This window comes from Tianweitania sp., from assembly GCF_032053605.1.
GTDB lineage: Bacteria > Pseudomonadota > Alphaproteobacteria > Rhizobiales > Rhizobiaceae > Tianweitania.
The window spans coordinates 1-15,225 of record NZ_DAMBUH010000084.1; the positions used below are offsets into that span (position 1 = coordinate 1).

General features: G+C 58.2%; 13 protein-coding genes. 1 reads left to right on the plus strand and 12 read right to left on the minus strand.

The features are described from left to right. Positions 1 to 114 precede the first annotated feature (114 nt). The 7 genes from RTX98_RS15860 to RTX98_RS15890 all read right to left on the minus strand — a co-directional run bounded on the left by RTX98_RS15860 (position 115) and on the right by RTX98_RS15890 (position 8,286). On the minus strand, positions 115 to 1,263 hold the full coding sequence (locus tag RTX98_RS15860; RefSeq protein WP_416223143.1) for an amidohydrolase: 1,149 nt from the start codon (positions 1,261 to 1,263) through the stop codon (positions 115 to 117). A gap of 43 nt (positions 1,264 to 1,306) precedes the next feature. Beyond that, positions 1,307 to 2,299, minus strand: coding sequence for an oligopeptide/dipeptide ABC transporter ATP-binding protein (locus tag RTX98_RS15865; RefSeq protein WP_312797806.1), 993 nt, complete (start codon positions 2,297 to 2,299; stop codon positions 1,307 to 1,309). Beyond that, positions 2,296 to 3,294 (minus strand): ABC transporter ATP-binding protein, encoded by a 999-nt coding sequence (locus RTX98_RS15870; protein WP_312797807.1) that lies wholly within the window; start codon positions 3,292 to 3,294, stop codon positions 2,296 to 2,298. The genes RTX98_RS15865 and RTX98_RS15870 overlap by 4 nt, the downstream gene beginning before the upstream one ends. A gap of 5 nt (positions 3,295 to 3,299) precedes the next feature. Next, the gene (locus RTX98_RS15875) at positions 3,300 to 4,181 is read right to left on the minus strand and encodes an ABC transporter permease (RefSeq protein WP_312797817.1); all 882 of its coding nucleotides are present in this window, start codon (positions 4,179 to 4,181) and stop codon (positions 3,300 to 3,302) included. A 29-nt stretch (positions 4,182 to 4,210) separates the two neighbouring features. Beyond that, positions 4,211 to 5,188 (minus strand): ABC transporter permease, encoded by a 978-nt coding sequence (locus tag RTX98_RS15880; RefSeq protein ID WP_312797808.1) that lies wholly within the window; start codon positions 5,186 to 5,188, stop codon positions 4,211 to 4,213. 115 nt (positions 5,189 to 5,303) lie between these two features. Further along, positions 5,304 to 6,884 carry an ABC transporter substrate-binding protein gene (locus RTX98_RS15885; protein ID WP_312797809.1) on the minus strand — a complete coding sequence of 527 codons (1,581 nt, stop codon included), beginning with the start codon at positions 6,882 to 6,884 and terminating at the stop codon, positions 5,304 to 5,306. A 37-nt stretch (positions 6,885 to 6,921) separates the two neighbouring features. After that, positions 6,922 to 8,286, minus strand: a complete 1,365-nt coding sequence (locus tag RTX98_RS15890) for a M20 family metallopeptidase (protein ID WP_312797810.1) — start codon at positions 8,284 to 8,286, stop codon at positions 6,922 to 6,924. Between the two features lie 228 nt (positions 8,287 to 8,514). Here RTX98_RS15890 and RTX98_RS15895 point away from each other — a divergent pair, with 228 nt between their 5' ends. After that, positions 8,515 to 9,924, plus strand: a complete 1,410-nt coding sequence (locus tag RTX98_RS15895; protein ID WP_312797811.1) for a PLP-dependent aminotransferase family protein — start codon at positions 8,515 to 8,517, stop codon at positions 9,922 to 9,924. Here RTX98_RS15895 and RTX98_RS15900 read toward each other — a convergent pair. From RTX98_RS15900 to RTX98_RS15920, 5 genes are all read right to left on the minus strand, one after another. Beyond that, positions 9,911 to 10,681 (minus strand): hypothetical protein, encoded by a 771-nt coding sequence (locus tag RTX98_RS15900; RefSeq protein ID WP_312797812.1) that lies wholly within the window; start codon positions 10,679 to 10,681, stop codon positions 9,911 to 9,913. The genes RTX98_RS15895 and RTX98_RS15900 overlap by 14 nt on opposite strands. 33 nt (positions 10,682 to 10,714) lie before the next feature. Continuing rightward, entirely contained in the window at positions 10,715 to 11,026 is a 312-nt protein-coding gene (locus RTX98_RS15905; protein WP_312797813.1) for a non-heme iron oxygenase ferredoxin subunit, read from the minus strand. Between the two features lie 15 nt (positions 11,027 to 11,041). Further along, positions 11,042 to 12,247 (minus strand): NAD(P)/FAD-dependent oxidoreductase, encoded by a 1,206-nt coding sequence (locus RTX98_RS15910; RefSeq protein WP_312797814.1) that lies wholly within the window; start codon positions 12,245 to 12,247, stop codon positions 11,042 to 11,044. A 286-nt stretch (positions 12,248 to 12,533) separates the two neighbouring features. Next, on the minus strand, positions 12,534 to 14,573 hold the full coding sequence (locus RTX98_RS15915; RefSeq protein WP_312797815.1) for an NADH:flavin oxidoreductase: 2,040 nt from the start codon (positions 14,571 to 14,573) through the stop codon (positions 12,534 to 12,536). Between the two features lie 51 nt (positions 14,574 to 14,624). Next, positions 14,625 to 15,225, minus strand: a 601-nt coding sequence (locus RTX98_RS15920) for an amino acid ABC transporter ATP-binding protein (RefSeq protein WP_312797816.1), incomplete at its 5' end; no start/stop codon positions are given.

The window sequence follows — 15,225 nt, forward strand, 5'->3', positions numbered from 1 at the left end:
ACCAGAGGCCATCGTCTGGCCGCCGTAGCCACCTGGTGCACCTCCATCATCGGCATAGGCGATGGCCCCAAAGCCGATCATGCATTAGAACTGAAGCCAAACCATCTTATGGGGTCAGGCCAGTTCCTGTCCGACCAGTGCCAGCCAGTATCGAAGGCCGTGGATGATCGCGTCGTCGTTGAAGTTGTAATGCGGGGTGTGAACATCAGGGCCCTCACCGTTGCCGAGCCACATAAAGGCACCTGGCCGCTGTTCAAGCATGTAAGAGAAATCTTCCGCGCCCAGCACAGCAGGCCATTCGCCATCGGTTCCTTCAGCGCCCGCGATCTGTTTAGCTGCCGCGATTGCAGTTCTGGTCGCCGCTGTATCGTTCATCGTGACAGGATAACCAGCGGTCCATTCGACCTCCGCATTTAGCCTATGCATCGTGGCGACGCCGGCGGCGATCTCGCGCAAGCGCGCCTCCACGTTTTGACGGGTTATTTGGCGCAGCGTTCGCACGGTGCCCGACAAAATGCCTTCTCCAGGGATGACGTTGTGAACCTCTGCTTGACCCGCTTCGAGTCTGACCACTGAAACCGCAACAGAATCCATGGGATCGGTGCTGCGCGACGAAATCGTCTGTAACGCCGTTACGAGACTTGCGAGGCCAACGACGGTGTCGCGACCCATGTGCGGATAGGCGGCATGCGATGCAGCGCCGGTTAGCCGGATCGAAAACATGTCGGCCGACCCGAGAATAGGTCCGCTTCGGGTCGCAAAACGCCCGATCGGCAGGTTAGGCTGATTGTGCATGCCGAAAACCTCTTCAATACCGAAGCGCTCGAGCATTCCTTCCTCGACCATGACGCGTCCACCGCCGCCGCCTTCTTCGGCCGGCTGGAAGATAAGGATGACCTTGCCAGAAAAATTGCGGTTATTCGCCAGCGCCTTTGCCGCCGCCAGCAGGATGGCAGTGTGGCCGTCATGGCCGCATGCATGCATTCTACCGTCGACCTTAGAGGCATAAGGTAGGTTGGTTTGTTCGTGGATCGGTAACGCGTCCATGTCGCAGCGTAGCCCGATCGTTCGTCCAGGACGGTTGCCGTTCACGACAGCTACGACGCCGGACACCGCAATGCCGGTATGGACTTCGTCGCATTCAAAGCTGCGCAGCAGCTCTGCCACATAGGCGCTGGTCCGCGGCAGATCGAACAGGAGTTCGGGATACTCGTGGATACGGTGCCGCCATTCTACAGCTTCGTCAGCGATGTCCGTCAGCATCTGATCTTCGAATGTCATGATCTCGCTCCATGCATTTGTTGGGTCAGTTCAGATGACACGCGCTGACATGGCCACCAGCGATCTGCTTTAACGCGGGCCGCTCGACCGAACAGATGGGCATCGCATATGGGCATCGCGGATGAAATGCGCAGCCCGACGGTGGAGATAGCGGGGAAGGAAGCTCACCCTTGATCGGTTTGTATTGTCGACGCCCTGGTGAGAGACTGGGCAGTTCGGCAATAAGAGCCTGTGTGTAGGGGTGATGCGAGGCCTTGAACAACTCCTTGGTCGGCGCGGTCTCAACGATCCGGCCCAGATACATGATCACGACCCGGTCCGAGACATGCTCGACCACGCCGAGATTATGGCTGATGAACAAATAGGCCAGGTGCATTTCGTCACGCAGGTCCAGAAACAGGTTCAGAACCTGCGCCTGGATCGATACGTCCAATGCTGCCACGGTTTCATCACAGACCAGCATCTTGGGTTTAAGCGCCAAGGCCCGGGCGATGCCGATACGCTGCCGTTGCCCGCCGGAGAACTGGTGAGGAAGCCGGCGCATGTAAGTTGGATCAAGCCCGACCTTTCGCATCAGGTCGGCGACGTAATAATCCCGTTCACGTCGGCTGGACAGGCCGTGCACCACGGGAGCTTCGCCAACAATATCGACGACGCGCAGTCGTGGGTTGAGCGACGACATGGGATCCTGAAAGATCATCTGCACGCCGAGCGCATAATCCCGGCGCTGCATGCGCGACATCTCAGAAAGCTCGACGCCGCGATAACGCAGGCTCCCGTCCGAAAGTGACGAGATACCGGCTATCATGCGGCCCAGTGTCGATTTTCCACATCCGGACTCGCCGACAAGACCTACCACTTCACCCGGCTTGATCTCCAGGTCGATATCGCTCACGGCGTGAACGATCTCCTCTGTTGTTTTCCCGCCGACGGCACGTGCCACTCTTCCGCCGATACTGATCGGCTTCGTGAACCGCTTGGTGACGCCTTTGAGTTCCACCATGGATTGCATGCTCATCGGGCGGCTTCCTGTTCCATGGCTTTCCAGCAACGTACGACCCATCCAGCTTCGGCGGTGTAAGCCGGCGGTTGCTCATCACAGATTTCAGAGGCATTTGGACAGCGCGGGGAGAAGGCGCAGCCCTTTGGCAGGGCCAGTAAGGACGGCGCCATGCCCGAGATCTGGCGGAGGCGGCTACCATGCGCACCGGGCTGTGGGATGGATCGCATCAGCGCTCGCGTGTAGGGGTTCAAGGGGCGGTTGAGCACCTGATCGGTCGTGCCGGTTTCGACGATCCGGCCGGCATACATAACTGCGATCCGGTCGGCGAGGCCCGCTACGATGCCCAGGTCATGCGTGATCCAGATCATCGCCGTGCCACTTTCGCGGCAAAGGTTCTGCACCTCGTACAGGATCTGAGACTGGATCGTGACATCGAGCGCTGTGGTCGGCTCATCGGCGATAACCAGCCGCGGACGGTTGATCAGCGCCATTGCGATGGCAACGCGTTGGCGCATTCCGCCGGAGAGTTGATGCGGATAGGCCTGCAGGCGCTGTTCGGGCGCGGGGATGCCGATCCGCACGAGCGCATCAAGCGCGCGAGCACGAGCGGCCTTTTCGCTGACGTTTTCGTGGGCCTGCACCGTTTCGATCAATTGCGTCTCGACCCGTAAAAGCGGGTTCAGGGACATCATCGGATCCTGGAAGATCATCGACAGGCGGTTGCCGCGCAGTTTGCGCATTTCGCGCGGGGAGAGGGAGAGAAGATTGCGCCCTTCAAGTTCAATCGCGCCTTCCACAATGCGGCCGGGTTCCGCCACCAGGCCGATCAGGGAAAAACCCGTAATGCTCTTGCCGGATCCTGACTCGCCCACAAGGCCGACGATCTCGCCAGCATTGACGGTCAGGTCGATGCCGTCCACGGCGCGTGCGACGCCCTTGCGGGTAAAGAAATGCGTTTTCAGGCCCCGCACCGACAAGACGGGCGTCTGGACATTGGAGGTATCGAGCATGGAGCTTACCGCGCGTTTCTTGGATTCAGGACATCACGTAAGCGGTCGCCAACCAGATTGATGGCGATCAAGGTCAGCGCGAGCGCAACGCCAGGAAAGAACGAGATCCAATAGCGGCCAGATAAGAGAAATTCGAATCCGTTGGAAATCAGCATACCCAAGGACGGCTCGGTGACCGGCACACCAACGCCAAGGAAAGAAAGTGTTGCTTCGAGGCCGATTGCATGCGCCAGATCGATGGTCGCCAGCACGATCAACGGGGATATGCAGTTCGGCAAGAGGTGACGAAACAGGATGCGAACACGCCCGACTGCGAGACACTCGGCGGCCTCCATATACTCCTTGCTCCGCTCGACAATGGCGGCACCGCGCGCCGCGCGGGCGAAATATGCCCATTGCACGACGATGAGGGCGATAATTACCTTGTCCACGCCTTTGCCCAAAATAGCCAAGAGTATTAGCGCCACAAGGATGGCCGGGAAGGAAAGCTGGATGTCGACGATGCGCATCAGGAGCGAGTCGAGCCGTCCGCCATTGTAGCCGGCGATCAGGCCTATGACTGTGCCTATGATCAGCGCCGCAAGCACCGATACGATGCTGACCATCAGGCTGGTGCGCAGGCCATACAGAATAGCCGAGAACATGTCTCTGGCCTGACCGTCAGTGCCCAGCCAGTACGTTCCGCCCGCGATGCTCTCGCTTCCAGGTGGAAGCTTGGAGTCGAAAATGTCAAGCGAACCGATGTCGTAGGGGTTTTGCGGTGCGAGCCATGGTGCAAAGATCGCCAGCCCGATGATCACGATGAGCAGCACTAGACCCACCATGGCAAGCGGACTTTCGGCGAATTCGCGTAGCTGTTCGAGCAGAATGCTTGGTTCGCGCTGTATCGGCTCAGCTGTGTTTAGCGAAATGTCGGTCACCGGGACTTGGCCTCCAGACGAACGCGAGGATCGATGATCGAATACAGGATGTCCACGACCAAGTTCAGCATCGACAGGAACAGGATCACCAGCATCAAATAGGCGACCACCACAGGGCGATCGAGCGTGATGATGGAGTCGATCAGGAGCTTGCCCATGCCCGGCCAAGCGAAGATGGTTTCCGTGATGACGGCGAAGGCAATCAACTGGCCAAGCTCAAGTCCCGAAACCGTGATAACCGGGATCAGGATGTTCTTGAGAAGGTGGACGCCCAGAACGCGTCGTTCACGCAGGCCCTTTGCGCGGGCGAGCTTGATGTAGTCGAGCGGCAGAATCTCGACCGTGGTCGCGCGCGTCAGCCGCATGATCATTGCAGCCTTCGCCATGGCCAAAGTGCAGACAGGCAGAACCAGATGTAGGATTCCGTCCCAGGTCAGAAAGCTCAACGGAACACCCAGCACCATAACGGTCTGGCCACGTCCCGTAGACGGCAGGATGCCGAAATGGATGGAAAAGATCATGATCATCATCAGCGCGACCCAGAAGGTGGGAAGGCTGAAGCCCAGGATCGATGCGGCCATCAGGAACTTGGAGATGATCGATTTGGGCTGAAGACCAGCGAAGATGCCGAGCGGAACGCCGACCATGACGGCGAGCAACATCGCCAGAACCGTCATTTCCAGTGTGGCGGGCAGGCGTTCGAGGATCAGGTCCATTGCAGGCTGGCCAGCTAGGAAACTGCGTCCGAAGTCGCCCTGAAGCGTCTGCAGAACAAACACGCCATATTGCACCAGAAGCGGCTTGTCCAAACCGAGTGATTGGCGGATCGCCTCACGCTCGAGTTCGGTCGCGTCGGGGCTTGCCATCATGGCAATCGGATCGCCGATCATATAGATGCCGACAAAAACCAGCGCCGACATCACCGCTACGACAAGAAGCGTTTGCAGGATCCGATTCACAAGATATTCGAGCATGTTCTTTCCAAGGTGCCGGGGCCGCCGCCGGGTGCCTGAAGCAGCCGTCTGCCACTTCATGAACAAGCATGGCCAGGCCCGACGAAGCGAGCCTGGCCAACCATCGGGTCGCCGATTAGTCGACTTTGCTGACGCCTTCGATGAGGATCATCTGGTCAGCGCGGCCTTCATAGGTCAGACCCTTGCGCATGGCCCAGACCGATGTCTCGAACTGGACTGGCAAAAGCGCATAATCGCTCATGGCCATACGGCCCAGTTCTTCGACCAACGGGCGGCGCTTGGCGTCGTCGGTGGTAGCGATCGCTTCCTGCAGCTTCTCGTCGAACGCCGAGTTTGCGTAGCGCGAGTAGTTGCCGGTGCCTTGACCAAGCGGCACGTTGCGAGTTGCGAGCAAGCCCGTCATCGGACTGGACGTTTCACCCGTTGCCGACGCCCAGCCGCCCAACGAGGCGCTGTACTGAAAAGCGTCGCGGTTCTTGAAGAAGATCGGCGGAGCGACCGCGTCGACCGTCGTCTTCACTCCAATGCGGGTCCACAAGGCGGCGATTGTCTGGGCAACCTGTGAGTCATTGACGTAACGCCCGCTTGGCGATCCAAGGACCATCTGGAAGCCATTGGGATAGCCGGCTTCCGTCAACAGGGCGCGAGCCTGTTCCGGATCGGCCGCAGCTGGTTTCGCCAGATCCTCAGGCGTGCCGTACATCGGGTAAGGCAGCAGGCTTGCGGCAGGGGTGCCAACTCCGCCCATGACCCGATCGACGATTGCCTGCCTATCAAGAGCAAGCGACAGCGCCTTACGGACACGAACGTCCTTCAGCGGGTTTTTTCCGTCGGTGCCCGTGATGCCGGGAGACGGCTCGCCTTGCTGGTCAAGGGCTATGAAGATCACGCGCGACGAAGGCTTCTCGACGATGTTGAAGCGGTCATTCTTCTTCAGGGCAGCAACGTCGTCCGTGGGCGGATCTTCGACCATGTCGACGCCGCCCGACATCAGCGCGGCTACGCGTGCGGCGCTGTTGGTGATCGGCTTGTAGACCACCTTATCGAACAGCGGCTTGTCGCCCCAATAGGTGTCGTTCCGCTCGTACACAATCTCGCTTCCGCGTGACCAGGACACGAACTTGTATTGCCCGGTCCCGACCAGTCCGTCACCGCTATTGAGCTGTGTCGTGGTCTTACCCTCCGGCACGTCACCGGCACTCGCCTTGCTCGACATCACGGGGATGTAGGCGAGATCTGCCGGCAGCAGCGGGTAGGCCTTTCTGGTCGTGATGCGGATCTTAAGTGGATCGACTACCTCAACCTTCTCGATGTTGCGCGTGAACAATGTCAGCGGAGTAGGGCTGTTCGGTACCTTGGGGATGCGCTGGTAGGAGAACAGGAAGTCATCGGCCGTAAACGAGGAGCCGTCGGAGAATTTGACGTCCTTGCGCAGAACGAATTCCCATTCCCGGTCGCTAATCATCCGCCATGACTCAGCCAAACCTGGTTTGGCAACTTGGTCGCCATCCTGCTTGACCAATGGTTCGAAGACCGTGAATGCCATTTGGTAGTTCGGCGTCAGTGAATGATAGTGCGGATCCAGCGACGACGGCTCGGTTTTTAGCGCGATCGTCATGGTCTCTGCCATGACGGGTGACGCTGACATCATCAGGCCTGCAAGGAGGCCGCGATTGATCAATTTCGTTAGCTTCATTTTCCCCTCAGCTTTCAAGAAGTCTGTTTGTTCTGGTTCAAGCCGCTTGTTCTACGGGCGGCGAGATGTCGGCGGGTATGGGGCATTCATAGGGCCTGCCGCCCCGGCGCAACTTAAACTCGGCCTTTGCGGCAGCGAGCAACTCGGCATCTTGCATCAGGTCGATTGCACTGGAAGCAAGGACCACCGCGGCGCTGGTCATGCCTTTATGGGCGGCGGGCAGTTTGCCCTGGGTAACCATCTGCCAGGTATGAAACTGCGTACCGACGGCATAACAAGCGCCATAAAATTGTGCCGTCGGCACCACTTGGCTCACATCGCTAACATCCGTGGAACCGGATAGCAGCAGGCGTTGCGTCGGCAGGGGTACGACGCCATGGTGCATTGCGAGACCAGCATCCGTCTCAAGCTCAAAGAGCTGAAAAGATGCTGCGATCTCGCTTTCCGAAAAGGTCTCCCTGATCTTGTCGGCAAAATCCTGATCGACCGGGTCGAAGCCTGGAGCCCAATCACCCTCTAGCCTTGTCTGCAATAATTGATCGAGAACATTGTTAGCCAGCATGGGTGACGTGGCGCGATCGATCTGGCAACGCACTGTTGTCTGCGTCATGAGGGCTGCGCCCTTGGCGATGTCCTGAACACGCGCAAACAGAGACTTTACGTCTTCCATATCCGGCGAGCGTACAAGATACAGCACCGAGGCGTCCGCTTGCACGACGTTCGGTGAAATACCCCCGGTGTTGGTAACGGCGTAATGCATGCGTGCTGTCTGCGGCATATGCTCACGCATGTAGTTGGCGCCGACATTCATCAACTCCACAGCGTCCAGTGCGCTACGACCAAGATGCGGGGAAACGGCTGCGTGGCTGGCTGTGCCTGTAAAGTGAAAATAGGCCTGGATGTTAGCCAGAGTATCCATCGCCATCACGCCGGTTAGGGTGCCGGGATGCCAACAGAGTGCGGCATCCACATCGTTAAACACACCCGATCGCGCCATGTAAGTCTTGCCTGAACCGCCTTCTTCTGCGGGACAGCCGTAGTAGCGGATCGTTCCCATACCACCGGTTGCTTCGAGATGCCCTTTAACGGCGACCGCGGCCATGATGCCGGCCGTACCAAGAAGATGGTGGCCACATCCGTGACCCTGCCGCTCCGGATCGATCGGCTTCTTTTCCAGCATACCTGCCACCTGGCTCAATCCGGCCAGTGCATCGAACTCACCCAGGATGGCGATGACCGGCGCGCCCTTGCCAAATTCGGCAACGAAAGCCGTCGGCATGCCGGCAAGATTACGCGAGATCTGAAACCCTTCATGCCGAAGAGCTTCCATTTGCGCGGCTGATGACTGATGTTCGCGAAAGCGAATTTCTGCAAAGTCCCAGATCTGGTCGGCAAGGGACACAAAGCGGAGCTTCTTGGCCTCGACTTGCGCGCCGATCGAACGTGAACTCGGCATAGGTTCCTCCATCAGCCCGCTAGTCTGGGCAAGAGCGCTGCAGCATCCTGTGCTTACGGAGTGCTCCCAGCTACACCCGCTTTGTATTTCTGTCGTATACACCGTAAGGCGACGGTGGTTTTGCCGCAAATGGGCAGATAGTTCGTTTAACGCTTAGTACAGAGGTCTTCTGAAATGCGCCGGTATGACGAGGTCGTTATGTTGATCCGCGATCAAATCGCCGCGGGAACATTGCGGGTCGGCGACAGACTGCCTTCTGTCCGGCAAATGAGTAAAAATACTGGCTTCAGCCAGGTCACCGTTCACCGTGGATATGAGCTCCTCGAAAGCTCGGGCGTTTGTGAAGCAAGGCCGCGATCCGGCTTCTACGTGGCGAAGGCTTTGACGGCTCCGACTGCCTACACCGACACCACATCAAAACGTACCGCATCAGATCCCAAATCCAATCCAAGTCATCCGTCTCTGGTTTCCTGGAAGGGCGTTTCTGCTTTCGGTCTCCCCGGGGCAAGCCAAGACCTGTTCACGCGCTCTGTCCTGGATCGCACTTTACGACAGGTTCTTCGGCGCGGGATCGAGCGTATCGATCTGGATCCCCAGCCCGAAGGTTTCTGGCCACTGCGACGAGAGATCGCCCGCCGCCAGGCTCAACGCGGCGCGGTCATTTCGCCCGATGACATCCTGATTACGTCATCAACCCTGGAAGCTTATCATCTATGCCTCGACGCATTCACTTCGGTAGGCGACGCCGTTCTTGTCGAGAGTCCATCCTATTATCCGATGGTTGCGGGGCTGAAGAACCGCGCGCTTGACGTCATCGAACTTTATTCGCACCCTACCCTTGGTGTCGATCCTGAACAGTTTGAGCATCTGCTTCAGAACAACCCTGTCAAAGCTGCCATCTTCATGGCGGCGCCGCACTTTCCTACAGGCGTAACCTATTCCGAAGACATCATGCGTGCCTTGATCGACATCGCCCGGCGGTATGGTGTGCTGATCATAGAAAACGACATGTTCGGGGAGCTGAATTACGGAGTCCGTCCCGCACGTAGTTTGCGGCAGTTCGACGACGGCAATACCGTGGTTCAGTTCAGTAGTTTCTCGCATACCCTGTCGCCGGCCTATGGCGTAGGATGGGTCGTAGCGGGCCCCCATATTCGTCATGTCCTATCGACGCAATTCATGACCGGCGCAACTGCAGCTGATACGATCGTCCAATGTACGATTGCCGAACACCTGGGTGGCCGCAGCTATGATCGACACTTGAGGATTCTGAAAAGCACGTTGGCATCTCGGATGCAGGTTGGCGCGGACCTGATCGAGAAGTCATTTCCGCTCGAAACCTCCGTGTCGCAGCCAGACGGAGGCTATATGTGCTGGCTTCGTTGCCCCAAAACCAATGCCGCCGTTGTTGCTCGCGCTGCGGCAGCTGACGGCATCGGAATGCTTGCAGGGCCGATGTTCTCGATAGCCGGATCGTTTCAGAACTTTATCGCTCTAAATTTTTCGTATCCCTGGACCGAAGAGAACACCGACAAGTTGCGCCGGCTAGGGCAACTCGTGAAGCATCAGCTTACAAACGCGTAAGCGCTTCCTCCGGGGTGATGATCCGGTAGGTTTCACGAACACCCTTTTCCTCAGAGAGATCTTTGCGGCGGCTGGTGGCTGCAGCGCGTAATTCATCACTGACCACTGAGAAGCGGCTGTTGATGACCTTTGTATAGTCCTTGTCCGTTTCCTTGCTCATGCTCCCGCTTTCCTTCATCATCTTGACCGTTTCCTCACTCAGATGAGGCGGTCGGATGACCTTACGGGTGTTGGTTTCGGTTCCCCGGCCTAGGCCGGTGATCGAGAAGTCGGGGTTTTCCAGCCGCCCGTCTGCACTGTACAGGATCGCGCTGCGCAACAGCTCGAGAGCCGCATCCGGTTCTTTCGGTCGATGTTCCAGCGTGCGGCTCGGTCGTGTGTATGGCAGAGCCAGACGTGTGATGGCGCGGTCGTTGATGGCATCCAGGATCTCGCGATGATCTGTGGAAACGATGACTTCGCGGCGTGCCGGCCAGAAGTCGAACTCGGTCAGTGCACCAAAATCCTCTCCGATATGGATGGCGTAGATTTCTGGGTAAACGCGGCGTTCAGTGCGGCGCTCTGGGCGCGCATCGTAGAAGGCGGCAATGGCAACCTGGATGAGATGGGTGGCGCCTAGAGCGCCGAGGGGCTCGTCGATCAGAATGCCGAAGCGATCATGCGGCTGCCAGTCCGGAAAGATATCGGCGGTGGAGGCCGGAGCTCCATCCTTCTCGATCTCGAACATGTTGGCGAAGAGCGTGTCGGCACAATGCATTGAGCGTTCCCTCCAATTTCAGCGCCTTCTGAATCAGGCGGCCACTTCGACTTCTACGAACCCGTCCTTCTCGCGAACGGGATAGGCTGCTAGATCCACCGTAGCTGGACCGCAAAGCACGCGTCCGGTCGTGACGTCAAATTGCGCGCCATGCAGGGGGCATTCGATGACGTTGTCATCCAGCCAACCGTCGCTTAGCAGGGCGAAGGCATGGGTGCAGACATTGCTTGTGGCGTAACAGGCGCCCTCGATCCGATAAAGCACGATCCGCGTGCCTTCGAGCTCGAAGCTCCGCATTGCGCCCTCGTCAAGCTCCTCGGTTCTGCAAACAGCGTTCCAGCCCATGTCGAACCCTTCCCTTTAACAAGCAGTTGGTCTTATATTTGCGCGCTGCAGCAAGCCTGCAGGAATGCCGCTTTCCTTAACCAAAGCACGGCGGAGCTTCGACATTTCACGCGACTGGTTCACTGTTACGCAACCCACGAGCGTTTCTCTGGCATCCAAAAAGATCTCCATCCACTCGTCGCCGGCTGCATCTCCAATCGTCAATCTCTTCGTACCCATGGCAGGCATTCCTAGGCACTGAACACTGTGCCGCCCGAGGTCCGACCAATTCCACGGCAACTCGTCGAACGCCTCAGTTGGCAGACCGGCCATTGATTTCGCCGCGACAATCGCCTGGTTTCGGGATGCGTTCCAACTTTCGGTTCGGAAGCTTCCCCCAAGTTTGGCAATGGGATAGCGGGTGGCTTCACCAGCCGCAAAGATCGCTGGATCGTTGGTACGACCAAAGGCGTCTACAACGATGCCATTATCGGTGGCCAAGCCCGCAGAAGTCGCAATCTGGCAGTTTGGCAACACGCCAATCGCGGCAAGCATGACATCCGCAACGATGCCTTCATTGTCAGATAGATGCACTGTCGTCTTTTCATCCGCTGATCCAGACAGGGCAGCAATGCTGGTGTTCAGCCTGACATCAACGCCGTTACTTTCCAGGGTTCGAAGCGCCCACGAACCAAGTGCAGCAGATCCCGTGCGCCCTAGAAGCGAGGGCCCGACCTCAACCATCGTGACGGAACATCCGCGAGCCCTGGCACTGAATGCGACTTCCAGCCCGATATAGCCGCCACCGACAATAACCAGGTGGCGGGCCGATCTGAATTTGCGTCGCAGATCGACAGCATGAGCCGCAGTTCTCAGATGCGCGACGTGACTGTTGTTCATTGTTTTCGGAAGAGGGCGCGGGCTTGATCCGGTTGCAAGAAGCAAACGATCATACCGGATCGTGTTGCCATCATCAGTTGTCAGACAGCGGTCATCACGGGCGATGGTAGTGACGCGAACACCGAGGTGCATTTCGACCTTTGCCGGCGATGTCTCCGGACTAAAACGGGCCAATGCCACATCATCTTGCGTCAGGAAATCCTTGGAAAGTGGCGGGCGATCGTAAGGCGCTTCGACCTCATCACCGATCCAAACGATACGCGCGTCACCCGCTTCCTGCGACAATGTTGAAACCGCGCTGAAGCCGGCAATCCCAGTGCCTACGACGACGAATGTCTGCATTGCTTCGACTGGCTTCCCGCATGTTCTTATCCCCGGTAGCTTGGATGCCGGGAAGCCTGACGTTTATAGCGGGTGTGGTTTGTCACCTACGAGCAGTAGGATTCAAACAGGATCAGTACAGATTGCTGTAGCAAGCAAAAGCCCAATTGGTCAGCATGGCGACTTGTGGAGAGGAAGGTAGCGCATGCAGGATGTTCAAGGTTGCTCTCCGCAGGCTATGACGTGAACCAACAACTGCAACGGGTTTGGAATCTCAACCAGTCGATTCCTCTCATAGGGCACAGTCTTAAAAGTCCTTGCATAACCTCAAGCTATCATAGATTGCTGCATGGATGTTGCGGCTGGCGACTGCGTCACCTACCCTGAAAAGCATATACTTGCCGTCCGGGTTAGAGTGGGTCGCCTGTGGGCGACCCGAAAGCAGAGCCTTGAAGTCGAGCGCTCCCTGATTGAGCGAATGTTCCTTCAATTCGAGATAGAGTTCGTCATTCGGCAACGTTCCGCTGTCGCAAACGACCTGATCGACCTCCCGCGTTTCATCTTCCAGCGTGTATTCGTTGCGGATCGTGGCAACAAGACTGTTGCCGACAGGCTTGACGCTGCGAAGCCGGCGGTCCGGCGAAATGGAGACACCGTTCTTGTAGAGGTGGGTGAGGTAGATGGGGAAGTTGTATGCCCCTGCTTCGACACCGATGTGCCGTTCCGGCGTAACGACTTCGAGCTTCTTGTTGGCTTGCGATAGGTAGTCGGCACAGCTCGTGCCGGAATCCGCGCCTTGGTCGTCGAACATCAGTACGCGTTCGCCAATCTCGACGCGGCCGCCCAGGATGTCCCATGAACTATAAACGTGTTCAGCGCCCTCGAACTCTCCGACATTTGGGAAGCCGCCCGTTGCGATGATGACGATGTCTGGTGAAAAGCTTTCCACCATCGTCATATCAGCCATGTAGCCGAGCCAGATATCAACGCCGAGCTTTCGGCATTGATCCTCGAGCCACTGCGTGACTGTTTGCAGATCCTGGCGCCAACTGACCTTGGCGGCGATGTTGATCTGGCCACCGACCTGCGGTTCGGCCTCGATCAACGTCACCTTGTGACCGCGTTCCGCTGAAACGCGAGCTGCTTCAAGTCCGGCCGGACCCGCGCCGACAACAACCACGCGCTTTTGAGTTTCCGCGCGCGGCACGATGTGCGGCATCGTTGTTTCGCGGCCTGTCGCTGGGTTCTGGATGCAAAGCGCCTCGCCGCCAGCATAGATGCGACTGATGCAGTAGTTGGCACCAACGCATGGCCGAATGTCGCTTTCGCGCCGCTCGATCAGCTTGCGCACCATATGCGGATCGGCGATCTGGGCACGCGTCATGCCGACGAGATCGATCAATCCCTCCTCGACGGCTCGGGCAGCGGTGGCGAAGTCGAGAATACGGTTGGCGTGAAGAACCGGAACATCCACCGCTGCCTTGATGCGACCGGCCATCGACAGGTAAGGTGCAAGGGGTGTGCCCATGCTGGGCATGGACAAGGAGGCGGTGCGCCAGTTATAGACGGTGCTGGCCATGATGTTGAGGTAATCGGTGGTTTGAGCTGCCGAAAAGGCCTTCGCGATTTCGAAGCACTCTTCCTGGTCAAGACCCGCCTCGAAAAACTCGTCGGCCGTCATGCGAACGCCGAGAACAAGCTTGTCGCCAAGACCGCGGCGAACCGCATCGATGATCTGGAGCGGAAAACGAAGGCGGTTCTCCAGGCTCCCGCCATACTCATCAGTGCGCCTGTTGACGGCAGGGGACAGGAACTGCATCCCGATCTGCCCGCCTGCAAAAAGCAGTTCGATGCCGTCGAGTTCGGAAGCCGCCGCGCGCTGGCCGGCCGACTCGAAATCATAAAGGATGCGTTCGAAGTCCCAGTCTTCCATTTCTCTGGGGAACGAGCGGTGCTGGGCTTCGCGAACCGCAGATGCGCTGACGGGCGGAATCCAGGCACCTGTATCCCATCGGCCGCGACGGCCGGCATGCGAGATCTGGCAGAACACGGCTGCGCCGTAGGTGTGAACGCCGTCGACCAGTTCCTTGATGTGCGGGATGGCGCGGTCTTCGGCGAGCGTGAGCTGCCCAAAGGGTGCCGCCGAGTCCGTGGAAACGGCAGTCGAGCCGCCGATCATGGTCAAGGCAACCCCGCCCTTCGCCTTCTCTTCATGGTAACGCCGGTAGCGTTCCCCGGCGAGGGATTGCACACTGTAGCCAGGAGCGTGCGCGGTGCTCACGATGCGATTACGCAGTGTCAATCCGCGCAGCTGGAACGGCTGAAGAAGAACGTCATACGCAGACATTGGGTTTTATCCTTAGGCAGCGAAGGTGCATGAATATGCTGTTGGTTCGGATCAGGCGGTGAGGACGCCTTGAAACCGTTTCAGAAAACCGCTCAGCCGTTCAGTCTGAGGATTGGCCATCAACAGGCGAGGTTCGCCGCATTCAAGGACCCGACCCTGGTCAAAGAAGTAAAGCGTGTCGGCAACATCACGGGCAAAGGCCAATTCGTGGGTGACAACAACAAGCGTGCGGCCTTCTTTCGCCAGATCCTTGATGACCGCCAGCACTTCCCCAACGAGTTCAGGATCGAGCGCCGATGTGGCTTCATCGAACAATAGAACGCGGGGGTTCATAGCGAGAGCCCGCGCAATCGCAACGCGTTGCGCCTGACCGCCCGACAATTGGCCAGGGTAAGCATCTGCCTTGTGCTTGAGATCGACGCGCTCAAGCAGCTTCAGGGCCATGTCGCGCGCTTCCTCCTGCTGCACACCATTGACCAGCGTTGGAGCCAGCGTGATGTTGCGCAGAGCGGTCATGTGAGGAAAAAGGTCGAAGCTCTGGAACACCATCGCCATGGACTTGCGAAAGCGTAGCGCCTGGTCTTCTCCCGTCGTCATCGCTTCATCCGCGAAGGTGACGGTATCAGCGCCGATGCGCATCGATCCGGAAGTC